Source organism: Streptococcus timonensis, from assembly GCF_900095845.1.
In the GTDB taxonomy this organism is placed as follows: Bacteria; Bacillota; Bacilli; order Lactobacillales; family Streptococcaceae; genus Streptococcus; species Streptococcus timonensis.
Genome location: NZ_FMIX01000004.1, coordinates 862,293 through 885,756 on the forward strand (window position 1 = coordinate 862,293; position 23,464 = coordinate 885,756).

Consider the following 23,464-nt stretch of genomic DNA (forward strand, 5'->3'; position numbering starts at 1 on the left):
ACTCTTTCACAAATTATTAACAAGGTCTCACCCTACATTATACCATAAATCTGATATTTTAGCCATTACTATAGAAGAATTAAGATACTTAAAATTAAAAAAAAACTTGGATTTTTATAATGTGGTGACAAAAAGTAATTTTTTAATAATACATAAAAAGACTTCCCGAAAATCTCGGAAAGCCTTATTTAATGCTTATTTAGCAACCTCGCCTTTTTATTTTATGGCTCGGGATAAAAAGGTTTAATTAGACCTTCTTATTTAGCGATTGGGTAAACAGAAACTTGTTTCTTATCGCGGCCTTTACGTTCGAAACGTACTACGCCTTCAACTTTAGCGAACAAAGTATCGTCTCCACCACGTCCAACGTTTACACCTGGATAGATGTGTGTACCACGTTGACGGTAAAGGATTGATCCACCTGAAACAGTTTGTCCGTCAGCTGCTTTAGCTCCAAGACGTTTAGCTTGTGAATCGCGTCCGTTTGATGTAGAACCTCCACCTTTTTTGTGGGCGAAAAGTTGCAAGTTGTTAAGAGTCATTTTTAACATAATGTTTTCCTCCGTGTTAGTTTTCTGTGATAACTCTGGTTTGGACGAACTCAGAAGAGTTCTCCGATAAGTTTGCCATACCTAAGAAAAATGATTCAAAGAATAATTGTGTCATTTCTCTCTGGTGAGAAGGAAGATCTTTTGGAATTTCAACCATCAGATAGCCACCTTCATCTTCGTTTAATTCTAAGATTGGTTCATAGCCTGCAAATTTCTCAATGGAATTGATAAAGTTAATGGCAAGCGTAGAAACCGATGCACACACGACATCTAGGCCGTATTCGCCACTCTCGGCGTGTCCAGTAATCTCCGCACTCCTCAGCTCGCCATCTTCGGCTCTCTCAAAGACTGCTTGTATCATGTGTTCTCCTTAAAATTAAGCGTTGATTGCGTTGATGACAACTTTAGTGTATGGTTGACGGTGACCTTGTTTACGGTGGCTACCTTTTTTAGGTTTGTACTTGTAAGTAACAACTTTCTTTTGTTTTCCTTGTTTTTCAACAGTTCCAACTACAGTAGCTCCGGCAACAAGTGGAGTTCCGACAACAGTGTTTTCACCACCAACAAGAACAACTTCGTTAAAAGTAACTTCTTGACCAGCTTCAACGTTCAATTTTTCAACGTAAACTGCTTGACCAACTTCAACTTTAACTTGTTTTCCGCCAGTTTTGATAATTGCGTATGTGCTCATTATGCACCTCCTATGATTTTTTGGGTTTACCCGAATTATTGTGAAGACTCGCCTAGCATCGTGGGACGAACCACTTAAACTTGATGAATCAAGCAACGATGTTCGTGCGGTTGCACAGGAATGTGCATAGTCAACTCTACAAGTATAGCATGATTTCTATATTTTGACAAGCATTTATTATCAAAAATTACGCTATTTCTTTTCTTTTTTCTTGTAGTTTAGCAACGATCATACTTAGATAAAAAATACACATCATTATCGGAATTCCTAAAATAGTCTTTTCTTCATAGAAAATGGTCAAATAAGCTGACACCACTGCACCAAGAACAAAGCTAGCTAGTAGAGTAACAAATATGATTCCTTCTCGTAAAAAAGGCCTATGTTTGGTACGTATATAGTCGCCAAACGCGAGCATCGTTCGTTTTATATTTCCTGTCATAAAAGCATTGTTATAGGCAATTCCTGAAACTTCTCCAAAAGCAGTCGTTACTAACCCCATACAAAATGCAAGCGGCGGAACTATAAAGTGATTATCGACTGTTAAAGGTACAAATCCGATAATCAAGGATAAAACTCCCAAAGGAACAAGGGATAGAATTGGTTTTTTTACAATTTTCAATTTTTCCTTGTAAATAGTTAGGAGAAATACTCCAAACATGAAGGACAAAAGGGTTAATACTTTTTCTTCTACATCTGCTACATTCTGTTGCACTAATCCTACAGATAAAAAGACAACGTTACCGGTCTGTCCCGCGACTAGGGTATTCCCTCTTTCGATAAAAGTATAAGCATCTACATATCCTGCACAGAAAGTCAAAAAAAGCGCCAATCTTTTAGAATGACGAGAAATTTTTCTCATAGGTAATAATCTCATAAAACACTCCTATTTTATAATGAAATCTATTGTACCATTTTTTGATAAAATTTCGAAGCATCAAAATTAAGAATTATCTTGCTTTGGCTACTTCTTCTTTTCTATGATATAATGAAAACAACCAATTCAAGGAATAAGGAGAGTCTATGCTAAAACTTGGGATTATCGGAACCGGTGCTATTAGCCATCATTTTATAGAGGCCGCTCATGCTAGTGGACAATATCAGTTAGCTGCCGTCTATTCTAGAAATTTAGAAACTGCAGAACAATTTTCTAGACAGTATAGCAATGTTCAGTTATTTGATCAGATGGACGCTTTTTTAATGAGCTCCTTTGATGTCGTTTATATCGCAAGTCCAAATTCTTTGCACTACTCTCAAGCTAAGGCCGCTTTATCATCTAACAAACACGTCATCCTTGAAAAACCAGCTGTCACTCAACCACAAGAATGGCAGGATTTAGTTCAAACGACTAAAGATAATAAGTGTTTTATCTTTGAAGCAGCAAGAAACTACCATGAAGATGCTTTTGCCACAATTAAGAACTTTTTAGCTGATAAACATGTTTTAGGGGCCGATTTTAACTATGCCAAATATTCATCTAAGATGCCTAACCTACTTGCTGGCAATACTCCTAATGTTTTCTCAGACCGTTTTGCAGGTGGTGCACTTATGGATCTTGGTATTTATCCTATCTACGCTGCTGTTCGCTTATTTGGAAAACCGACTCATGCAACCTATCAAGCTCAGAAACTAGATAATAGTATCGATTTGAACGGTGACGGCATGCTCTACTATCCTGACTATCAAGTACACATCAAAGCAGGAAAGAATATCACTTCTAATCTTCCTTGCGAAATTTATACTACTGATGGAACCTTGACACTTAATACAATCGAGCATATCCAATCAGCTACTTTTATAGACCATCAAGGAAATGAAGTTCAACTTCCTATCCAGCAGGCTCCTCACACCATGACTGAGGAAGTTGCTGCTTTTGCAAACATGATCAAGAAAGCAGACCGAACTCTCTACCAATCTTGGATTGATGATGCGACACACGTCCATGACCTACTTTACACTATGCGCCAGAATGCTGGCATTAGATTTGAGGCAGAAAAATGAAAACCAAACTACCTACCGAATGGCAAGAATTGATTGACCAACTGGGATTCCAAGAATTTACTCCCATTCAAATTCAACTTTTTGAACCTATAACAGAAGGTGAAAACCTACTTGGAGTCAGTCCAACTGGTACAGGGAAGACTTTAGCCTATCTCCTACCTAGTCTTCTCAAACTGCAAAAGAAAAAAGCCCAACAATTATTGATTTTAGCACCTAATACTGAGCTTGCTGGACAAATTTTTGAAGTAAGTAAAACCTGGGGTGAGGCTATCGGATTAACAGCTCAGCTATTTCTATCAGGTTCAAGCCAGAAACGCCAAATTGAACGACTTAAAAAAGGACCAGAAATTCTGATTGGAACACCTGGTCGTATCTTTGAACTCATTAAATTGAAAAAAATCAAGATGATGAATGTGGAAACAATCATTCTTGATGAATTTGACCAGCTCCTTGATGATTCTCAAATTCATTTTGTCGAGAAAATTACAAACTACGCACCTCGTGACCATCAACTTATTTACATGAGTGCCACTACCAAATTTGACCAAGATAAGATTGCACCTAACACGCGCATCATTGACCTATCAGACCAAAAGTTAGACAATATTCAACACTTCTACATGCAAGTAGACCAACGTCACAGAGTAGATATGCTTCGTAAACTGGCACAGGTTGAAGATTTCCGTGGTCTTGTCTTCTTTAATAGCTTGTCAGACCTTGGAAGTGCAGAGGAAAAATTACAATATCGTGATGTTTTAGCAGTTTCGCTAGCTAGCGATGTCAACGTTAAATTTAGAAAAGTTATTCTAGAAAAATTCAAAAATAATCAACTGACACTACTTCTTGCCACAGACCTTCTAGCTCGTGGTATCGACATTGATAGCTTGGAATGCGTGATTAATTTTGATGTCCCTAGAGACAAGGAAACTTACACTCACCGTGCGGGTCGGACAGGACGCATGGGTAAAGAAGGCTATGTCATCACTCTTGTGACACATCCAGAAGAGCTTAAAAAACTTAAGAAATTTGCAAGTGTACGTGAAATCGTCTTGAAAAATCAGGAACTGTATATCAAATGAGAGTGGGACAGAAATCGGTAATTCGTTAGAATTCGATTTCGTCGTCCCACCTCCGCACAGTTGAATAGGGCTGTAAAAGCTGATGAAATCAGCGTAGTAGAGCCCACTCAACCACTGCGTCTTGCTCGACAATCCGAGTACAATTGAGAGGCTAGGACTTTTATCCCAGCCTCTTTTTCTTATCCCCAAGTAATTTCTAATCGGTAGTTGGCAAAAGCAACTCCTTCTTTATTTTGAAGTTGATAAGCTAGTTCAAGCTTTTCTTCAACAACTTCATAATGGCTTATTTGGATGATAAACTCCTGCATGCCTATAGGTGTCGGAATATAAGCTAAACTATCAGAATCCTTGAGAAAACGCATGATGGTCTTAGGATTTGAGAAGCGCGTCATGAGCAGTTCCTCCCCATTAAATTTCAAAACTACCTTTTCTTGCTCCTCATTGTAAAAAAGGAGATAGGAAAAATCTCCCTTTTCTCGTAATTCAACATCATAAAGTTGGTCGATTACTTCCAATTGTTCATCGAACTGGATGGTATTTCTCATTCTAATCTTCACAACTATTCCTCTTTCTTCTCACTTATTCCTACTATTTTACCAAAAAGGCAAGGAATTTGCTATAATGGTCTTATGAATGAAAAAGTATTTCGTGACCCTGTTCACAACTATATCCACGTTAATAATCAGGTTATTTATGACCTGATCAATACAAAAGAATTTCAACGGCTTCGTCGAATCAAGCAGTTGGGTACATCCAGTTATACCTTTCATGGTGGAGAGCATAGTCGCTTTTCTCACTGTCTAGGAGTCTATGAAATTGCTAGGCAAATTACGGAAATTTTTGAGGAGAAATATCCTGATGAATGGGACTCTAGTGAATCTCTCTTAACCATGACTGCAGCTCTTCTACATGACCTCGGACATGGTGCCTATTCGCATACTTTTGAAAATCTTTTTGATACCAATCATGAGGCTATCACACAAGATATCATTCAAAGTCCTGACACAGAGATTCATCAGGTCTTGTTACAGGTAGCGCCTGACTTCCCTAAAAAGGTTGCTAGTGTCATTGACCACACCTATCCCAACAAACAAGTCGTTCAACTAATTTCTAGTCAGATTGATGCAGACCGTATGGACTATCTCCTTCGCGACTCCTACTTTACGGGTGCTTTCTACGGGCAATTTGACCTGACTAGGATTCTCCGTGTTATTCGTCCAGTAAAAAATGGGATTGCCTTTCAACGGAATGGGATGCACGCTATCGAGGATTATGTCCTTAGTCGCTATCAGATGTATATGCAGGTTTATTTCCACCCAGCCACACGCGCCATGGAAGTCCTTCTGCAAAATCTTTTGAAACGTGCTAAGGAGCTCTATCCTGAAAATAAGGACTTCTTTGCCCTTACATCCCCACATCTACTGCCATTTTTTGAGAAGAAGGTAACCTTATCTGACTATCTTGCACTTGATGACGGGGTTATGAATACCTATTTCCAACTCTGGATGACTAGTACAGATAAAATTCTAGCCGACCTTTCCCAACGTTTTATCAATCGTAAGGTCTTTAAATCTATTACTTTTTCTGAGAACGACCAAGACAAACTTGAGATCATGCGGAATTTCGTAGAAGAAATTGGTTTTGACCCCAACTATTACACAGCCATTCATAAGAATTTTGACCTTCCTTACGATATTTATCGACCAGAGTCTGAAAATCCTAGAACTCAAATCGAGATTGTCCAAAAGAATGGCGAGCTGGCTGAGCTTTCTAGCCTATCACCTATCGTCCAATCTCTTGCAGGAAGCCGTCATGGTGACAACCGTTTCTACTTCCCTAAAGAAATGCTTAAGCAAAACAGTATTTTCACAAATATCATTCAACAATTTTCACATTTAATTGAGAATGATCATTTTAATCCAGATAAGAAATAACAGAGGAAATTTATGAGTATAAAACTAATCGCCGTCGATATTGATGGTACCCTAGTTAATAGTAAAAAAGAAATTACTCCAGAAGTTTTTGCAGCTATCCAAGATGCCAAAATAGCTGGAGTCAAGGTTGTCATTGCAACAGGACGCCCCATCGCAGGTGTTGCCAAACTCCTTGATGAATTGCAGTTGAGAGATGAAGGTGACTATGTTGTGACCTTCAACGGTGCCCTTGTCCAAGAAACCGCTAATGGTCATGAGATTATCAGTGAATCCTTGACTTACGAGGACTATCTGGATATGGAATTTCTCAGCCGTAAACTGGGAGTCCATATGCATGCTATTACCAAGGACGGCATCTACACTGCCAATCGCAATATCGGAAAATACACCGTACACGAATCAACCCTCGTCAGCATGCCAATTTTTTACCGTACACCTGAAGAGATGGCTGATAAAGAAATCGTCAAATGTATGTTTATCGACGAACCTGAGATTCTCGATGCTGCTATTGAAAAGATTCCAGCAGATTTTTACGAGCGATACTCTATCAACAAATCTGCTTCATTTTACCTAGAACTCCTTAAAAAGGATGTAGACAAGGGATCTGCTATCACTCACCTAGCTGAGAAACTTGGACTAAGTAAGGATGAAACTATGGCGATCGGGGATGAAGAAAATGACCGTGCCATGCTAGCAGTCGTTGGTAATCCCGTTGTTATGGAAAACGGAAACCCAGAACTCAAAAAAATCGCCAAATACATCACCAAGTCTAACGACGAATCTGGTGTCGCCCACGCCATTCGTACTTGGGTCTTGTAAAACTATCATTTTTCAATAATAATTGATTAGCAATAACATCCAATGAATTTTTTTAGCAAACTATTTAATTTAAAACAAAATAATCATAATAGAGATACAAATTCTGATTGTAACAATTTTTACCTAAACAAATTAGAGTGCGGACTTACTCCTGGGCAACTCATACTCATAGATTGGACTCAAAAAACAGGGAGAAATTATAATTTCCCAAGATATTTTAAATACTCTCTTCAAATTGCCCCTGAATCTACACACAATCAATTATACAAATTAGGATACTTCACAAAAAATAAGACTTTATCATATCTTAAAGTAGTAGAATTAAAAACTATATTATCTAAACATAATTTACCTACTTCTGGAAAAAAAGCAGAATTAATTACAAGAATAATTAATAATATTAACGTTGACAATTTAGATATTCCGTTCGAATTTAAACTAACAAAAGAAGCACAAAATCTTATTATCGAATATAATGACTATATCAAAGCATACTATGATAAAGACATAACTATGGAAGATTATTGTAAAGAAAAAAACAATATCTCTTTTAAAGCGACTTTTGGTGATGTAAAATGGAGTCTCTTAAATAAACAAGCTCATAGGAATACTATATCAGGAGATTTTGGATGCTTATCTAACACACGAGATGCTCAGGGAAGACATTTGGAACAAGAAGGTAATATTAAACATTCTTTAATATATTACATAGAATCTTTGATAATTAAAGTTTCAGGACTAGAAAACAATTTTTCAGCCATTGATTATCCAGTATATTATCCCGATTCGATATCTGACTACTCACTAAAACATATTCAAACATTAATAGAATCATTATCTGATGACGATTATGATTTTGCTTTTGATGAGGCATTATTTCGCTTCTCAATTTTGAATGCAAATCATTTTTTATCTAAGGAAGATATTGACTATTTAAGATTTAATTTACCATGTTCCACTGCTGAAGAAATAAATAATTACTTAAAGAAATATGAATGTTATAATCCTTTAAATAATTTAGAACTTGACGATTTTGAATAAATTGATTATACAAACATTTATATACTCGATATAGTCTCAATTTTCTCAGCAAATTGCCTAAATTTTTCAATAATAAAACGCATAATATTATGGAGATAAATCCCCTATATTATGCGTTCTTTTAATTTCAAAGAATTTTTGACCAACCTCTTTGATGTCTAATTAATGCCCCCTGCAGGAATCGAACCTGCAACTACTCCTTAGGAGGGAGTTGTTATATCCATTGAACTAAGGGAGCTAGAGAAAAACTCTGCCTTGCAGCAGAGTTTTTTTATCGAATTAACGACGGATTTCTTTGATACGAGCTGCCTTACCTTGAAGTGCACGCAAGTAGTACAATTTCGCACGACGTACTTTACCGTAACGAACAACTTCGATCTTTTCAACACGTGGAGTGTGGATTGGGAAGATACGTTCAACACCTACACCGTTAGAGATTTTACGAACTGTGTAGTTTTCTGAGATGCCAGCACCTTTACGTGCAATAACAACACCTTCAAAGATCTGAATACGTTCACGGTTTCCTTCGACAACTTTCGCGTGTACACGAACAGTGTCACCAGGACGGAATGAAGGGATATCTGTACGAAGTTGACCTTCAGTCAAGCTTTGGATTAATGGATTCATTTTATTCTCCTATCTTTGTCAATCTTGAGGAATCTTCCTCAGCGGATAAACTGTATTTTTGTGTGTCCATTACACACAAGATACAGTTTACCAAATTTCCACAAAAAAGTAAAGAAATTTATAGCAGAATTCCTAAAAAAATCGCTGCTAAACCTCCTAAGTAAGTTAAGAGAAAATAGCTGTAAAATACCTTCTTGTCACTAAGCAGTCTCTGTAGCTCATCATTCAAAGTTGAAAAAGTCGTTAAACCTCCACAAAATCCTGTAGCTAGGATGGTATAGACTTCCTTAGACTCCACATGATTATAGAGTAAACCAATCAAAAAACAACCTAGAAGATTGGCTATGAGTGTTCCTAGTGGCATTATGAAATCTTTATTATAACGAGAAAAGAAATAACGAACTAGGGCACCAAGCCCACAAGCAATTGTAAGAAAGATGATTACCATTTTTTCCTCCCACAATAATAAGCCAATAAAAGCCCTCCACCAATGCTCAAAACTAGGTAGATTACCAAGCTCAAATAACGGCCAGTATCAAGCAATTTCACAGCATCTAACATGAGACTAGAAAAGGTTGTTAAACCACCACAAAAGCCCGTACCAAGTGCTAGAATAAGGCCTTTACTTGTTCCTTTATGAACTAGATAGCCCTTAACCAAGTATACTAAGCAAATTATACCTAGATAGTTGACAAGGAGAGTTCCCCATGGGAAGTCTGGACTGGCTGGCAAACTAGTGGAAAAAAGATAGCGGACAAGGCCACCTACCACAGCAGCTAGAAAAATCCCTAACGTATTGAACTGTTCTTTATTCATTTAATGTTTTTATCCTGATAATGACGAGAATGTTTTAAAATGTCAGAAAAAGTCGATACTATACTCTCTTGATACTGGTCATTTTTTATAAGACTTCTTACTTTTTCAAAAATAGCTTCCTCTCTCTTGCTATCAAAGACTGGCTTGCCAGAAGTTTTTTTAAAAGCTACTACTTGCTCAACTAAGGCCATACGTTTTTCTAAAAGACTAACCAATTCTTGATCAACCTGATCAATTTGTTTGCGAATAAGCTCTAAATCCATCTCATCTCCTTACCCATGGACTATCTATCAAAAAACTGTGCTACCTCATTTGATTAGCACAGTCAGATTTTTATCCTACTTTTGCAGCTAATTCTTCTGCAAATTGCTCCAAGCGTTCAATGTCTTCTTCCTCGGCAGAAAGATCAACTTTAACACATTCTGAACCTTTCTCTGCTCCAGTCGAAGCAAATACACGGTCAAAATCATCTACAGCCTTACAGAATTCGTCATAGAAAGTATCACCCGAACCAACTACTCCGTAGATTTTTCCATTCAAGTTGAGGTCAGCTAGATCTTCGTAGAAGTCCATCATCTCATCTGGAAGCTCACCATCACCGTATGTGTAGGTTGCAACGATTGCAAGATCTGCTTCTAAAAAGTCAGAAGCATCAACAGTTGTACACTCATCAACATCGACATCTAAACCTAATTCTCGTAATTTATCTGCTACAATATCAGCGATTTCTTCAGTATTTCCTGTCATACTGGCAAATACAATTTTTGCTAATGCCATAAGGTCCTCCTCAATTTATCTTCCTCCATTATATCACAGATTTTTCATTTTAAAAATAAAAACTCTTGTGCTACAATGATATGAGAAAGAATTGAGGTTATTTATGGAAATTTGCCATCAAATTTTAGAACAAATTAAAAAATACGACACAATTATTATTCACCGTCACATGAGAGCAGATCCCGATGCCTTGGGAAGTCAAGTTGGTCTTAAAGAACTGCTCCAGTATAATTTTCCTGATAAAAAGATTAAAGTTGTTGGCTATGATTTACCTACACTAACATGGTTAGCCAAAATGGATGAGGTAGAGGATCATGAATTTGAAGGAGCGCTTGCTATTATTTGTGATACAGCCAATACTGCTCGAATCGATGATAAACGTTATCTTAATGCTGAGACAATTATCAAGATTGACCACCATCCAAACGATGAAGAATATGGAGATCTGGTTTGGGTAGATACGACTTCTAGTAGTGCCAGTGAAATGGTAGCTATCTTTGCAGAGGAAACCAACCTTAAATTATCTGACCAGGCCGCTTACCTCTTGTCTGCTGGAATCATTGGTGATACTGGTCGCTTCCTCTATCCTTCAACTTCTGCTCGTACCCTTCGTATAGCGAGTCAACTGAGGGAGTATGATTTTGATTATGCTAAACTTACACGTCATATGGATACAATCAGCTATAAAATCGCCAGACTTCAAGGTTATATCTATGATCATCTGGAAGTGGATGAAAATGGAGCTGCCCGTATCCTACTAACTCATGAAATTCTCCAGCATTATCAGATAACAGATGCTGAGACAGCTGCTATTGTTGGTGCACCAGGCCGCATAGAAGACGTCAGTCTATGGGGAATCTTTGTAGAACAAGCTGATGGACATTATCGTGTTCGTCTACGCAGTAAATCAGTCCCTATCAATCAAGTAGCCAAAGAACATGACGGCGGGGGGCATCCACTAGCTAGCGGTGCTAATTCCTACAGCTTAGAAGAAAATGAAGTCATCTATCAGAAGTTAAAAAACTTATTGAAAAATAAATAAAAGACTTGCCAAAATAGTCATAATCTGATAGACTATTAAGGTAACAATCTATGGCTCGCAAAGAGACCATGGCAGAAAGGAAATATTGCAAAATGAAAAAAGATATCCATCCAGAATATCGCCCAGTTGTCTTCATGGACACAACTACTGGTTACCAATTCCTTAGCGGTTCAACTAAGCGCACTAACGAAACTGTTGAGTTCGAAGGTGAAACTTACCCATTGATCCGTGTGGAAATTTCATCAGACTCACACCCATTCTACACTGGACGTCAAAAGTTCACTCAAGCAGATGGACGCGTGGATCGTTTCAACAAAAAATACGGTCTCAAATAAGAATAAAAAAGAACAGCTTCGACTGTTCTTTTTTGTTTCTTCGAATTAGGAATCAACTACCACTGCTATTCAACTATAAGTGACTATCAGCATAGCATAGCATTCCCAGTCCCCCTCTCAACTAAAAAAAACCTGTCACACAAGCTTAAATGCTTGATACAACAGGCTTTTTGTAAAGTTATTATTTAACTGCTTCTTTAAGAGCCAACAACATTTCATAAGTATATAATAGAAAGAAACCTTATAAAATAAGCATAAATAAGAAATGAACTACATATAATTTTTACCATAAAAATATAAAAGTTTTAACCTTTTGCCCCCTTTTTGCCCCTTATTTTTTTCAAAAAACTTTATAAAAACTCTTGACTTTCTACAACTTTAGTTGTATAATAGATACATAAGGTTAAGGAGGAAACCTTAGACAAGGAAACTAGTAGAAAGGAAACAAAATGTTTAAGTTCACAAAGAAGCCACTCAAAGTGAAAACAAATAAGATAGTAGTCAAAATAAACTTATTTATAATCAGCTTTGAATGGCACATCGAAATTGGATAGTGAGAAATCACTATCCACCCCTTGGGGGGTGTACTTAAATTATAACAGGAAAAACAATGAAAGTAAATCTTAAAATTAGAAAAACTACCAACCGTGAAAAAGTTGAATTTATTATTGGACTTCTTTTACTCCTATTCGCTATTTGGTATTTTATGAGGTAATATATGTCAGTTGATATTGAAGCTATCCGCTGGCTTTTAGAAAACGCCACAGCCTATGCTATCAGCAAAAACTGTGGCGTATCTACCCAAGCCGTGGATAAATATAAAAATGGTGTATCAGATATAATGAATATGCGATTAAAGCATGCTATCAATATGACTGATTACGCCCATAAATTAAAAGACAAGCAGTGATTTCAGTCACTGCTTTTTTATTTTGAACAAACAAAAAAACCGCCAGCATAAGCTAGCGGTTTATGTGTGTATAATTAATTTGTTCTTTCTATTTGATTTTTTTTATTTTAGCTATTTATCTGTGATAGTAATTAAACCATCAGGTTCAACCGTGAATGCTGGTTTTTCATCCAAACGACCGTCAGGCAAGAGTAAGTACCAGCCATCATTGTACTTAATGAAAGTATCTGATTTCATGTCACCGTTGACCGAATCACAGTAGTACCAGTTGTCGTAGTATTTAATCCAGCCAGTGGCCATTGCACCGTCACGGTTGAAATAGTACCATTTTCCATTTATTTTTTTCCAGTCTGAAGCCATTTCGCCTGACTTGTCAAAATAGTACCAAGTTCCGTCAGGACGTTTTTTCCACTTGTCAGAAAGCATATAACCACTTTCATCAAAATAATACCAAGTTCCGTCAATTTTTTCAAACTTGTCTTTAGGATAAGAGCCATTAGAACGTACGTACCAGTAGCCTTTATCGTTATTTTGCCAGCCAGTCTTTACTTCCTCGGCTTGAGCGTTTGGATTTGTCAAACGGTAAGCGTAAAAGTAAGGTTGACCTGCAGAATACCAAATGTCGTCGTGATCGTTAACAGTAATACCGTTACGAGCATAGTTGCAGTGAATAATATTATCACTGTCTACAAACATACCTGTATGGCCGCCTGCCCCACTAGAGTACCCACGACGACCCCAAATAAAGATATCTCCACGCTTGGCATCCCAAGGTTGGTTCTCAGTAATAAGAGTATATCCATTTTTCAGCAACCAGTCATGCTGGTATTCAGTGTTCACAGCCCAACCTGCTGAAACTGCTCCAGCTTCTCTCAATGCATAATATACAGATGATGAACAATCATATGAATAAGGTCCATCACGATGATCCATGCTATAAGTCACATTGCCCTGCTTAGCTCGCATCCAAGCGATAGCTGTCTCAATATTTACTACCATTTTTACTCTCCTTTCCAAGCATCATTCATTTGCTTAACTGCTGACTCAACGAATGTATCGAGGTCACTGTCAGTCATGTTGATATTGTACTTACTAAGCTCAGCACGAATCTTAATACGTGCCTGTTCTAACTTCTCCTCGCCTTTATAACCCGTTTCTGAAGATACTTGCTCAACTGCGTTGACCGCATTCTTAGCAAGGATTTCAACAATCTTGATTGTCTTTTCTCCGCCTTTTTGCACCAGGTATTCTTTGATAGATTTAACTGCTACCCCTGTAAGAATCACAAGGATGCTGATAGCACCGTTAAGTAAGATTTCATTGATTTGTTGCATCGTCTTTCTCCTTTACTTCGACTTCGATTTTGTCTTTTTGGTCAATGTTGACCAGCAATTGACCAAGTTTTCTAGCATTATCTTTCTTAATTTGGTTGATGTAAGGTTTCAAGAATTCTGGGAATGCCCAACCAATCGCTTCCCAATTTTCAAGCACCGAGCCTAGATAGTTAGCAATGAAGAACATTGTCCATGTAATTCCCAACGGACGAACACCAAGTGAGCGAGCATACATCGCAACAAGTAAGATGACTGTGAATACTACGAAATGTTTAATCAATCCCATTGTTCCGATTTTACTATCAAATCTCTTAGTCTTAAATGCCTTGATATATCCTGTAACGATATCCAAGATCATTAGCCAAAAAAAGATGTGAATGTATGGACTTGACGAAAGATTCTTCAAATGTTCCATAAGCTCATGAAGTGGTAAGTCTCGCATAAATCCCCTTTCTAACGTGCAACTGGCTTGGTTTCAAGCTCGTTGCTTTCTTTTGGTGCTTTAGGTGGCTCCCATTTCCAGATGCCTAGCTTACCATTTTGTTCAAGGCTTGCTAGTTCTTCGAGCGTTTGACCTTGATAAGTAAAGGCTTCATTGACTTGAACCATCACACGCTTACCTTCCTGGAACTTCTCGACATGCCCAGGGTTCTCAATCGCAAAAATTTCCTGTGGTTGATAAGCTTTCCCAGTTTGTCCAAGGTCTACCAATTCAAGACCACGCTTAAACAATGTAGGATCCAGCGGATTGTCTACGTCGGTTACTCGAACCAGTACTGCCCAATCAGCTACTGCCTTGACTTCTGCAATTTTAGCATCTTTCTCAGCTAGCTTGGTTTCGTATTCTTGAGCCTGAGTATGCAAATCTTCCTGCAACTTCTTCACACCTTCAGCAGGGTTTAACTCAGTAGCTACCTGACCAAGAACTGCCTCAATCAGAACCTCGTCCGACTCGTTCACACGGTCGCCAATAAGAATACGGTCAAATGCCGTATAAGGCGCTTCTTGGCGAATTGCCACGAAAGTGCGGTTGCTATCCTGAAGATATTTATTAACTACTTTAAATCCCATATATTATCCTTCTTCCTTTGGTTTATCTAATTCATCTGCTACTTTGTCAAATAGAGCTTTTAACTCTTCATTTGACTCAATAAGATTTAAAATTTCATTGAGTTGTTTTTGTGTGATTTCGTACAGTGCCTTATAAGTTGCTGAATCACTTGCTTTTAGTCCGACATCATCACTTAAATTTCGGATGATTAGTTGATTAATTTCTTCCTTCATTTACTTCCTCCAGTTTCTGATTAAGTTCTTGAATAGCTTTGATTAAATAAGGTACAAATGCGGTATAGTCGATATGAAGATAACTATCTTCACTTTCAGGGTCTTTTGAAATTGCTTGAGGGATAATATCTTCAACTTCTTGAGCAATTAAACCGATTTCCTCATGTTTCTTATTTTCAATGTAATCAAATGAAACCAAGTTAAGTTGGTTGATTTCATTCAACGCTTGAACAGATGTACTTGTGATATTCTCTTTCAAACGTCTATCTGAAGATTTATCAATCCAATATTTGACGCTCCCAGAACCGATTTGATTCCACCATACAACAGCATTATTTCCGCCTTTTGGATTCGAACCTCCTCCAATGATCTCAGAATCCCACATGTTCAATCCCTTGAAAAACTTAGGTTCTTTATAATAATTTATATTTCCATAAAAATTAACAGAGCCTCCATCTGCAAAATCGACCTTTTTGTAAAAACTAGCATCGTTTTTGCAATACATTTCACCAGTCCGCAACACGTACCACGCATAAGGACCTGATTTCCCCCAATCTGTCCCCCAGTTAACCCAAAGAGCAACTTGCCCCCAAGCTGAGCTACCGTTACTCATACCAACTGCAAATTGATTTTGACCTGTAAGCCAATAAGTATTTGGGTCTTTATCATGAGTACCAATTTGGAAGCCACCAATTCGACCTTTAAAACCTTCAAGCAAGGTTGCAGTTACAACTACTGACCGCAATTTATTGATAAAAGCAGTTTTAGCAGCTAAAGTATCCGTGAATATGTCGTTAGATACAAATTTTCGAGCCATAGCTTGGTCCATAAGTACCTTGTCAGCTGTGACAGAGTTGGCCCCTAGAATAGTAGCAGTGACTGAACCAGCTTCAAAATTGGCGGTTTTGAGTTTATCGATCATTGCTGACTTGATGACCGCATTGTCAATTAAGGTCTCGCCTGTTATATGCGTAGCCTTACCAATAATGCGGTTGTTCCCGTTAGCGCCTACGTTGATGCCTGCGATGATATCTCCTGCGCTATTCAAGGCCTTGATAGCAAAGCTATCTTTTAGCAATGACATAGTCACACGATTATACTCATTGTTATAGTCAGTGCTATCTACAAATTTTTCAGGAATTATGCGCTTATCGATAACCATTGGCTTATGAATAACAATATTCCCTGGACTCGTGAGAGTAAACCTGATTGAATACTCATTTAGCTCACCTGTTCTTGGAATGTCTAAATAACCTGTGAATACCTGATTACCAGTCTTAGTAAGTATGATTTGAGAGTTATAGTACATTCCCAAACTTGTTGTATTGTCTAGCAACTGAATCAACACTCTACCGTCCCGTGGTACCTTATCTACTGCGATTTCAATACGATAGCCAAGACCCTCGCCTTGTTTTACGAACCTTTTAGTAAGTGGAAACCGAACCCCTAACCACCCAGACATCGAGTCAGTGTAGTTAATTCTAATGCCGTCATGGTCGCCCCAGCTAACACGTTCTAAATGTTTATCTGTTGCTACTGATGAAATGTACTTTGGAATTTTGGTTGGCGCATAAAATAGATTAGTAAGATTGCTAAACCTCTTGCCTACCTCGACCTCAAACAATTCTGAGGTTAAGGCCATACGGGCAATGTTGGAAGCAACGTTTGAGTCTGTCCTACCTAAGATGCGTTCATAAATTAGTGAAGTTTCTTTGACTTGCTGGAAATCCAACCTATCTACCTTGCTAGCAATCTGACTAGATAGATTTGTGAATTGACCGTCGACTGTTTGTTTATACTCTGCTAACTTAGACTTGTTGTCTTGCGTGATAGCTTCAAGTCGTTGCCGTGTCCCTTCTGCATCTTCTACATAGGTTCTTTTTGAAATGTAGTCACTAGCTATAACCTCCCTGATCACTGTCAGTTTATTCTCAGCTTCTTCTCGTGAATAGCGCTTCAGCTCATCTGATAACTTCTCACGTTCTTTCTGAGTCGAGGTTTTAAATGTGTTTAAATCCCTAGCATTTTCAGTAGCAATTCTCTTGGCTTCCTCAACGAGATCAGCATTTGCTCCAGCTTTTTGTAAGGCTTCATCAGATTTTTGCTTGATTTCGTTCAAATCTACGCTATCAAAATCACGAAAGCGCTGGTCGATTGTCTCTGTCAGACTTTGCTTGACCTCTTCCGCTTTGGCTTTGGCAGCGTTAAGACCATCTGTGATTTCATTCTTGATACCTTGTACCTTACGGTCAAAATCAAGATCAGCATTCTTGATTTCTTTTTCAAGTCTTGCTTCAAAGATATAGGTCTCATTCTTCACTGCATCACTCACGACATTCCCAATTGCATGTGCAAGACCAGATTTAAACTCTCCAAAACCAATAGACTTCAATTTCTTAGCCATTGGAGAGTAGGTATATTTAGTGATTTTCTTCCTTACATCCAAATCGAATGTTTCATGGTATACACCCACGACATCGAACATCTGTACTGGAACATCACTCTGACCAACAACATCAATTTCAAGGCTATCTTCCATGAGATCGCATAGGCTAGTTCTGAAATACTGCTTGCCATATTCTCTAAGGCTTGCTTCATCCTTAACGTCTTGGTCGTTGACTTCTACAACATCCTCATAAATCTGACTGTATTTATTGATCAACGGGCTATCTACAACTACTTTATAATGCTTATCATCAGCATTTTTTCCCTCGCCTTTAACAGTCGTCTTAAAAGTTATACGAGTCTTTAAAGACTTAGTAGATGTCTTATGTTGATAACTGGACAGATTTTTCTTGTACATAAAAAGCGATTCATTTTCTGAACCGCCATTTTTTAATAAACGTACCTGATATCCATGCCTGACTAAATCACCACCCCACTGACCAAGAATAGAGTGTTTATCCTTGGTCAAGGCTTCCATAGCGTTTGTTGTATCAGTATTGAAGGTATGTCTATCGTCAATATCTGAGAAGAACGAGAATGGATTATCACGAGTGATGCTTCCAGCGAATCTACTTAAAGCAGTTGAGCCAGTCTCTCTGTCAAGATTGATTGGATGCACAATATAATGATTTAACAGGGTCATGACTTGATTGGCATAAACATGAATATATCCATGTTGTTTCTCAACTTCAAAAATAACAAAGTCTTGCTCACCATGTAGATCATCAGCTGTTAAGAATGTTTCTTCTCTTAGTCGTTGCCATAACACATTGTTAGTAGGAAACTTAAATGTTAATTGATAGGTATTTCTATCTATCTGAACTATTTCGTCAGCATAGGCAGCATTCAGAGGAACATTCCCGTCTGTTAAATAAATCATACTAGATACCTCCAATTAGGACGAATAGTTACCTTACGTACATTACCTGTAAATGTCACACCACTGCGACCAACAGGAATTTCAAAGAACCCACCACGTTTTCTGAGTGTGTTCTGCACTGCCCCACTGGCATTGAAGATGTTTTGTTTTCCTTGCCGACAGTCAATCGTTGCTTTACCAATAATTGATAAATGCATGGTTTTACGTCCAATAGTCAGTGATACATCTCCATTGCCCTCAATCTCAATAATAGGTTCTGAATAGACCGTACCGATGTTATTAATCGTTCCAGCGTTTGTTAATACGACTGGTGTGATATCCTTTGGATATCTGAACGGTTGCATGTCTAATTTAATTTCTAACTTCCAAGCATGATTTCCCAAAGGTTCAAAACTAGCAGTTATGAAATTAGCATAGAGCAACGAACCAAGCTGATAGCTAAATTCTAAAATATTATCATTCGATTGAAATTTATCAAGAATATTTGAAATCTCAACCATTTTTTTTACGTGTAAAATGAAGGTTCTTTCGTAGCTAGCAAAAGAACCTTCTAATACACGATAACTGCCATTAACTCCGAACAGTTCGGTTTTTTCGCCTTTAGGCCTTGCAGCTTCAACCTTTCCAAAATCTGTCACAACACAACCAGGAAGAGTTGATGTATTAAAGCCATTGATGATCATATAATCCATTAAATTCCCTCCCTTGCATATATTGCACCGTGTTGTTCATACGTTTTCATCGAAATAATGTCATTGTCTAGGTAGATATCTGACGACTTTTCAAGGATAGCAGTAAGTATTCTCTCCATACTTGCTCTCAGAATCGCTATCTCAGACACGGTTTTGCTGTCATATGCTTCAAATTGAGCTGATGGCATAGCTAATTGCGCTTCTAGACTTTTAGTAATAGATGTAGAGGATTTCAGATTCAAGTTGTCTTCTGAAAATACATCTGAAATTTCATCAGCCATTCCTCCAACCGTTTGTTTGACATCCTTAAATTGATCTTGCAATCCTTGGTCTAACCCTTTCATGATTGCATTACCAGCGGGAATCAATAACTTACGGTCATATTCAATTGGCCCTTTGTGGTCACGAATCCAACTAGCGATTCCACCTACAAAGCTTGTTACAGAAGACCACATAGATTGTAGACCATTCAAGAAACCTTGTAAGATTGCTTGACCTGCTCCGAATAAGTCAATATTCCACAATTGGTTGAAGAATCCAGTCACACTACTTACAAGACTAGATACAGCATTAGACATGGTATCCCATGCGCTCTGTGCTCCAGATACAAGACTGTTTATAGCGCTTAACACACTAGATTTCAGAGTTTCCCATGCTGAACTTGCAGTGGATTTGATGCCCTCCCACAAACTAGAGAGGAAACTTGTAAAGCTATTCCAAATGTTTTGTGCTTCTTGCACTAAACCTGTAATCAGATTTGATACAGTAGATTTTATTGTTTCCCAAACTACGACTGCTACAGTTTTGATACCTTCCCAAATTGTACTTAATGTAGCAGATAAGTTTTCAAAAGCAGAAACTACGAAACCAATTATGGCATCTACAACACCAGAGAAGTATGTTTTAATTCCTTCCCATATCAGAAAAATGCCATTTTTAATACCTTCCCAAATTAGAGAAAGGTCAGCTCCAAGCTGGTTAAAATTCCCTGTCACAAGGTCGATGATAATCAAAACTGCGCCTAAGAATATTGATTTGATAACTTCCCAAATTCCTTGGAAAATCATCTTAATACCTTCCCAAATTAGAGTAAGACCATTTGAAATATTATTCCAAATATTCATAAATCCGTCGATGAACGGTTGAACAACTGTCATAATAGCTGTAGTAATCAATGTCCAAGCAGTAGATGCAGCTTCTTGAATACTTACCCATAAGTCAGAAAAGAATGTTACAACAGAAGTCCACATCGCTTTCAAAGATTCTATGTAAGTATTCCATGCCATAGAGACTCCATCCCACAATGTGTTAGCTCCTTCAGAGATTCCACTCCAAAGATTGACAAAGAAGTCTGAAATTCCTTGCCACGCTTGCTTAATCCATTCCACAAAATCTGACCAAATCTGTCGTCCTGTTTCGGTTTGTGTGAAGAACCATGTTAATGCAGCAACTGCAGCTGCAATCCATCCTACTAACGGAATTGCTGAAATAGCTGTAGTTACAGATGCAGCAAAGCCTGAAATAACTGTTTGAATTACTGAAAATATTCCTGGTAATCCACCTAGAGCTGTTACAAATGAAGCAATTTTCACAATAGGCATTCCAACACCTAGTGCAACAATTGCTGTTTTTAGTAAATCTGCTGCAATTTTGTTTTCTTTAAAAAAGCTTGTAATTTCTTTCAAAAATGACGATACAATTTTTAATGCTGATGTCAACCCTTCAAATGCTACACCTAAAAGGTTTACACCCTGTTCTCCATCCTTTATGCCTAACAAATCACTGACAAAATCACCAACAATTCCTAATACGTCCCAAATGGCTGAACCAATATTGATAAAGGTCTCACGGATATTATCTGCAATGTTGACGATTTGAGTTGCAGCTCCTTCAGAAAATCCAAGGGCTTCTAAAATGTCAATGTTGTCTTGCTTACTCAATGATCCAAAGATCATATCGAAGAAGGTTTCAAAGATTCCTGTCACACGAGACAATTGGTTATAGACCGCACTTCCAAAATCATCTCCAAAAAGCTGAGAAGCAATCTGGCTAATCCCTTCGGTCAAAACTAAACCCAATCCAGAAAAAATATTTCCAACCATTGGTAAAAAGTTTTCGAAGAGAAAGGTAGAGGTTGTTTTTGCTAAAGCTTGTAAAGATGGCAGAATATTTTCTCCCAACGCTAACTTTCCAAGTACATTCTGTGCAGATGCTTTCATCGCTTGGAATGAGCCAGTAAAAGTAGATGCTGCTTCTTTAGCAGTCGTACCTGTAATGTCTAAATTCTCTTGAATAGCATGTATAGCATTATACACGTCTGATAAATTGTTAATGTCATACTTAACACCTGTCAATTTCTCAGCATCTGCCAATAGACGTTGCATTTCTTGCTTTGTACCACCGTAACCAAGCTTCAAGTTGTCCAGCATAGTGTAGTTCTGCTTAGCAAATCCTTGATATGCCATCTGAATGCTTTCCATTGATGTCCCCATCTTATTAGCATTGTCTGACATGTCAATCATGGCCATATTAGCTGTTTCTGCAGCTTTATCAGTATCTCCACCAAGAGACTGCAACAGACTAGCTGAAAAGCCTGTTACATTTTCCATATAGGCATTCGCTGATAGACCTGTTGTCTTATAAGCCTCATTAGCATACCCTTTTACCTTATCAGCCGAGCCTTTAAAAAGGGTTTCAATACCCCCAAGTGATTGTTGAAGTGATGCTCCCTCATTTAAAGCGGCGCTAAAGGCTTTTCCGATTCCAGCTGCTGCAATTACCTTTGTCATGACACTAACAAGACTAGAACCTAATGACTGCCCAGCACTTTGTCCTGCTGCGCTAGCTTCAGGATTGAGAAGTGATTGGATTTTCCCAGTAATACCTCTTGCTGATGGTATCAATTGTACATAAGCCTGTGCTATTTCTGTCGCCACTAATCCTCACCCCCTATCTTTTCTAGAATTTGCTGACGATACTCTTCAAAGTCCTCACCAGAATCAAAGATCATCTCATTACTTTCTTTAGCTTTAGTTTTTCCTGTCAATTCTTGTGCAATCATTTTTGGTTTATTGATTCCTTTTTGACCATCCGTTGTTTTAAACCATACAAGCGCAGATAATCTATCTACTACACTTGCAAGCAAGAGAGTATCAAAGGACACTTTACTATTGCTTATTGCTAGTTTGATACGAGAATCATCCTTTAAACCAAAAGCAAAGACAGCCACCTGGTTAACAGGTAGCTGTCTGTAGTCAAAAATTCCATAGGTTTCAGCTAAATCACAAATAAGAGAATCTTCGTCTATTTGAATCATTCTAGCAAGGAGCGCTATTTTTTTAATTGGTCCTGACTTGTGAAAATCTCACTAATTTCTGAACCCATTTTATCCAAAGGAACAATTCCATCAGCATTCCGAACATGATCTTTCAAATCTTCCGACTTGTTACCAAGCATAAGTTTGACAACTTTTGGTAAAACTGCTGGATTGGTATCTACTTCTGCAATAGCTTCAAGCAACTCATAGTTTTCCAAGCGCTCTTTTGTGATTTCAAAAGCAAATCCGGTCGAAGTCACCCCACGGATTGTTTTAATCTGCGGGGTAGCTTCTTTATTTTTCTTTTTGCGATTTTGTTTTGACATAGTTAAGCTCCTTTGATGTATTCATAATGCGTGTCATCAGTAGCGTTAGGGAAGGCAGTTACTGTTGTACCGTATCCGAGAACACTTCCATCATTATATGTGATTTCATCGATGGCAGTTACTTTTCCTGAAGGGATAACAATACGTTTAAGTACACCACCTTTTAGAACTGTTTCAATTACAAGGCAGTGATGTGGCAATTCTTTTGAATTTGCCTTAATTGTAATTCCTGATGCCAAATCCCCAGATACATTATCTGATCCATAAACTTCCTTCAAGACATCTACATTCAATGCTTCAATAAGCATATATTTGAATGTGTCTTGTTTTTCTTTTTGAACTGAACTTACAATGACTCCACCCCATGCTTTAATATTTTCAGACTCTGGAGAGTTACTGTTGGTCATACCATCTTCTGAAATATATCCCAACGCTTTAAAAGCTGCATCTAGTTCTGTTGTTGCATCTGTCGGTAATGCTGTTCCAAGAGGTGCAGAATAAACTGCTCCTCCGATTTTAGGTTTAGCAGTCGTTACGTTTGATTCTTTTGCCATTTAATTTCTCCTT

The 23,464-nt window shown here is 37.9% G+C and carries 29 protein-coding genes, 1 tRNA gene and 1 other annotated feature; of the genes, 8 read left to right on the forward strand and 22 right to left on the reverse strand.

Going from position 1 to position 23,464, the window contains the following annotated elements:
- Positions 1 to 257 precede the first annotated feature (257 nt).
- The 4 genes from rpmA to BQ2679_RS07820 form a co-directional block, all read right to left on the reverse strand.
- A complete protein-coding gene (rpmA, locus tag BQ2679_RS07805; protein ID WP_006154204.1) occupies positions 258 to 551 on the reverse strand; it encodes a 50S ribosomal protein L27 in 294 nt (97 codons plus the stop codon).
- Positions 552 to 567: 16 nt separating this feature from the next.
- Positions 568 to 912 (reverse strand): ribosomal-processing cysteine protease Prp, encoded by a 345-nt coding sequence (locus tag BQ2679_RS07810; RefSeq protein WP_000613699.1) that lies wholly within the window; start codon positions 910 to 912, stop codon positions 568 to 570.
- A 15-nt stretch (positions 913 to 927) separates the two neighbouring features.
- On the reverse strand, positions 928 to 1,242 hold the full coding sequence (gene rplU, locus BQ2679_RS07815; RefSeq protein WP_000109141.1) for a 50S ribosomal protein L21: 315 nt from the start codon (positions 1,240 to 1,242) through the stop codon (positions 928 to 930).
- Between the two features lie 34 nt (positions 1,243 to 1,276).
- Positions 1,277 to 1,364 (reverse strand) — a sequence feature (ribosomal protein L21 leader region).
- Between the two features lie 65 nt (positions 1,365 to 1,429).
- A complete protein-coding gene (locus BQ2679_RS07820; RefSeq protein WP_075567652.1) occupies positions 1,430 to 2,116 on the reverse strand; it encodes a YoaK family protein in 687 nt (228 codons plus the stop codon).
- Between the two features lie 146 nt (positions 2,117 to 2,262).
- Between BQ2679_RS07820 and BQ2679_RS07825 the strand changes: the two genes are divergently transcribed.
- Positions 2,263 to 3,240, forward strand: a complete 978-nt coding sequence (locus tag BQ2679_RS07825; protein WP_075567653.1) for a Gfo/Idh/MocA family protein — start codon at positions 2,263 to 2,265, stop codon at positions 3,238 to 3,240.
- Positions 3,237 to 4,319 (forward strand): DEAD/DEAH box helicase, encoded by a 1,083-nt coding sequence (locus BQ2679_RS07830; RefSeq protein ID WP_075567654.1) that lies wholly within the window; start codon positions 3,237 to 3,239, stop codon positions 4,317 to 4,319. Before BQ2679_RS07825 ends, BQ2679_RS07830 begins: the two co-directional genes overlap by 4 nt.
- A gap of 179 nt (positions 4,320 to 4,498) precedes the next feature.
- Here BQ2679_RS07830 and BQ2679_RS07835 read toward each other — a convergent pair whose 3' ends face one another.
- Positions 4,499 to 4,876, reverse strand: coding sequence for a YwiB family protein (locus BQ2679_RS07835; RefSeq protein WP_142324062.1), 378 nt, complete (start codon positions 4,874 to 4,876; stop codon positions 4,499 to 4,501).
- Between the two features lie 72 nt (positions 4,877 to 4,948).
- On the opposite strand from BQ2679_RS07835, the gene BQ2679_RS07840 reads away from it, so the two are divergent.
- The 3 genes from BQ2679_RS07840 to BQ2679_RS07850 are packed head-to-tail and all read left to right on the forward strand — an operon-like array spanning position 4,949 to position 8,113.
- Positions 4,949 to 6,253, forward strand: a complete 1,305-nt coding sequence (locus tag BQ2679_RS07840; RefSeq protein WP_075567656.1) for an HD domain-containing protein — start codon at positions 4,949 to 4,951, stop codon at positions 6,251 to 6,253.
- A gap of 12 nt (positions 6,254 to 6,265) precedes the next feature.
- Positions 6,266 to 7,072 carry a sugar-phosphatase gene (yidA, locus tag BQ2679_RS07845; RefSeq protein ID WP_075567657.1) on the forward strand — a complete coding sequence of 269 codons (807 nt, stop codon included), beginning with the start codon at positions 6,266 to 6,268 and terminating at the stop codon, positions 7,070 to 7,072.
- A gap of 42 nt (positions 7,073 to 7,114) precedes the next feature.
- Positions 7,115 to 8,113: an SAP domain-containing protein gene (locus BQ2679_RS07850; RefSeq protein ID WP_075567658.1), complete on the forward strand. Its 999-nt coding sequence runs from the start codon at positions 7,115 to 7,117 to the stop codon at positions 8,111 to 8,113.
- 166 nt (positions 8,114 to 8,279) lie between these two features.
- On the opposite strand, the gene BQ2679_RS07855 is transcribed toward BQ2679_RS07850, so the two are convergent.
- The 6 genes from BQ2679_RS07855 to BQ2679_RS07880 all read right to left on the reverse strand — a co-directional run bounded on the left by BQ2679_RS07855 (position 8,280) and on the right by BQ2679_RS07880 (position 10,333).
- Positions 8,280 to 8,351, reverse strand: a tRNA-Arg gene (locus BQ2679_RS07855).
- 41 nt (positions 8,352 to 8,392) lie between these two features.
- A complete protein-coding gene (rplS, locus tag BQ2679_RS07860; RefSeq protein WP_001068669.1) occupies positions 8,393 to 8,740 on the reverse strand; it encodes a 50S ribosomal protein L19 in 348 nt (115 codons plus the stop codon).
- 118 nt (positions 8,741 to 8,858) lie between these two features.
- Positions 8,859 to 9,188, reverse strand: coding sequence for a fluoride efflux transporter CrcB (gene crcB / locus BQ2679_RS07865; protein ID WP_075567659.1), 330 nt, complete (start codon positions 9,186 to 9,188; stop codon positions 8,859 to 8,861).
- Positions 9,182 to 9,556, reverse strand: coding sequence for a fluoride efflux transporter CrcB (gene crcB / locus BQ2679_RS07870; RefSeq protein ID WP_075567660.1), 375 nt, complete (start codon positions 9,554 to 9,556; stop codon positions 9,182 to 9,184). Before crcB (BQ2679_RS07870) ends, crcB (BQ2679_RS07865) begins: the two co-directional genes overlap by 7 nt.
- Positions 9,553 to 9,819: a chorismate mutase gene (locus BQ2679_RS07875; protein ID WP_075567661.1), complete on the reverse strand. Its 267-nt coding sequence runs from the start codon at positions 9,817 to 9,819 to the stop codon at positions 9,553 to 9,555. The genes crcB (BQ2679_RS07870) and BQ2679_RS07875 overlap by 4 nt, the downstream gene beginning before the upstream one ends.
- A gap of 70 nt (positions 9,820 to 9,889) precedes the next feature.
- Complete coding sequence (locus BQ2679_RS07880) at positions 9,890 to 10,333, reverse strand: flavodoxin (protein WP_075567662.1); 444 nt, start codon at positions 10,331 to 10,333, stop codon at positions 9,890 to 9,892.
- A 103-nt stretch (positions 10,334 to 10,436) separates the two neighbouring features.
- Here BQ2679_RS07880 and BQ2679_RS07885 point away from each other — a divergent pair, with 103 nt between their 5' ends.
- The 3 genes from BQ2679_RS07885 to BQ2679_RS07895 all read left to right on the forward strand — a co-directional run bounded on the left by BQ2679_RS07885 (position 10,437) and on the right by BQ2679_RS07895 (position 12,620).
- Positions 10,437 to 11,375 (forward strand): DHH family phosphoesterase, encoded by a 939-nt coding sequence (locus BQ2679_RS07885; protein ID WP_075567663.1) that lies wholly within the window; start codon positions 10,437 to 10,439, stop codon positions 11,373 to 11,375.
- Positions 11,376 to 11,467: 92 nt separating this feature from the next.
- Positions 11,468 to 11,710: a type B 50S ribosomal protein L31 gene (locus tag BQ2679_RS07890; RefSeq protein ID WP_096408869.1), complete on the forward strand. Its 243-nt coding sequence runs from the start codon at positions 11,468 to 11,470 to the stop codon at positions 11,708 to 11,710.
- Positions 11,711 to 12,428: 718 nt separating this feature from the next.
- Entirely contained in the window at positions 12,429 to 12,620 is a 192-nt protein-coding gene (locus BQ2679_RS07895; RefSeq protein ID WP_075567665.1) for a hypothetical protein, read from the forward strand.
- A 111-nt stretch (positions 12,621 to 12,731) separates the two neighbouring features.
- Here the strand turns inward: BQ2679_RS07895 and BQ2679_RS07900 are convergent, their stop codons facing one another.
- The 11 genes from BQ2679_RS07900 to BQ2679_RS07950 are packed head-to-tail and all read right to left on the reverse strand — an operon-like array spanning position 12,732 to position 23,451.
- On the reverse strand, positions 12,732 to 13,619 hold the full coding sequence (locus tag BQ2679_RS07900; RefSeq protein ID WP_075567666.1) for a peptidoglycan amidohydrolase family protein: 888 nt from the start codon (positions 13,617 to 13,619) through the stop codon (positions 12,732 to 12,734).
- Between the two features lie 2 nt (positions 13,620 to 13,621).
- The gene (locus BQ2679_RS07905; protein WP_075567667.1) at positions 13,622 to 13,954 is read right to left on the reverse strand and encodes a phage holin; all 333 of its coding nucleotides are present in this window, start codon (positions 13,952 to 13,954) and stop codon (positions 13,622 to 13,624) included.
- Positions 13,938 to 14,396, reverse strand: coding sequence for a phage holin family protein (locus BQ2679_RS07910; RefSeq protein ID WP_075567668.1), 459 nt, complete (start codon positions 14,394 to 14,396; stop codon positions 13,938 to 13,940). The genes BQ2679_RS07905 and BQ2679_RS07910 overlap by 17 nt, the downstream gene beginning before the upstream one ends.
- Positions 14,397 to 14,407: 11 nt before the next feature.
- Positions 14,408 to 15,025, reverse strand: a complete 618-nt coding sequence (locus BQ2679_RS07915; RefSeq protein WP_075567669.1) for a hypothetical protein — start codon at positions 15,023 to 15,025, stop codon at positions 14,408 to 14,410.
- Between the two features lie 3 nt (positions 15,026 to 15,028).
- Complete coding sequence (locus tag BQ2679_RS07920) at positions 15,029 to 15,238, reverse strand: hypothetical protein (RefSeq protein WP_075567670.1); 210 nt, start codon at positions 15,236 to 15,238, stop codon at positions 15,029 to 15,031.
- Positions 15,222 to 18,563: a phage tail spike protein gene (locus BQ2679_RS07925; protein WP_075567671.1), complete on the reverse strand. Its 3,342-nt coding sequence runs from the start codon at positions 18,561 to 18,563 to the stop codon at positions 15,222 to 15,224. The genes BQ2679_RS07920 and BQ2679_RS07925 overlap by 17 nt, the downstream gene beginning before the upstream one ends.
- Positions 18,560 to 19,255, reverse strand: coding sequence for a phage tail protein (locus BQ2679_RS07930; RefSeq protein ID WP_075567672.1), 696 nt, complete (start codon positions 19,253 to 19,255; stop codon positions 18,560 to 18,562). The genes BQ2679_RS07925 and BQ2679_RS07930 overlap by 4 nt, the downstream gene beginning before the upstream one ends.
- Entirely contained in the window at positions 19,255 to 22,191 is a 2,937-nt protein-coding gene (locus BQ2679_RS07935) for a phage tail protein (RefSeq protein WP_075567673.1), read from the reverse strand. Before BQ2679_RS07935 ends, BQ2679_RS07930 begins: the two co-directional genes overlap by 1 nt.
- Positions 22,191 to 22,571, reverse strand: a complete 381-nt coding sequence (locus BQ2679_RS07940; protein ID WP_075567674.1) for a DUF5361 domain-containing protein — start codon at positions 22,569 to 22,571, stop codon at positions 22,191 to 22,193. The genes BQ2679_RS07935 and BQ2679_RS07940 overlap by 1 nt, the downstream gene beginning before the upstream one ends.
- A gap of 14 nt (positions 22,572 to 22,585) precedes the next feature.
- On the reverse strand, positions 22,586 to 22,897 hold the full coding sequence (locus BQ2679_RS07945) for a hypothetical protein (RefSeq protein WP_075567675.1): 312 nt from the start codon (positions 22,895 to 22,897) through the stop codon (positions 22,586 to 22,588).
- Positions 22,898 to 22,899: 2 nt separating this feature from the next.
- Entirely contained in the window at positions 22,900 to 23,451 is a 552-nt protein-coding gene (locus BQ2679_RS07950; RefSeq protein ID WP_075567676.1) for a phage tail tube protein, read from the reverse strand.
- Positions 23,452 to 23,464 lie beyond the last annotated feature (13 nt).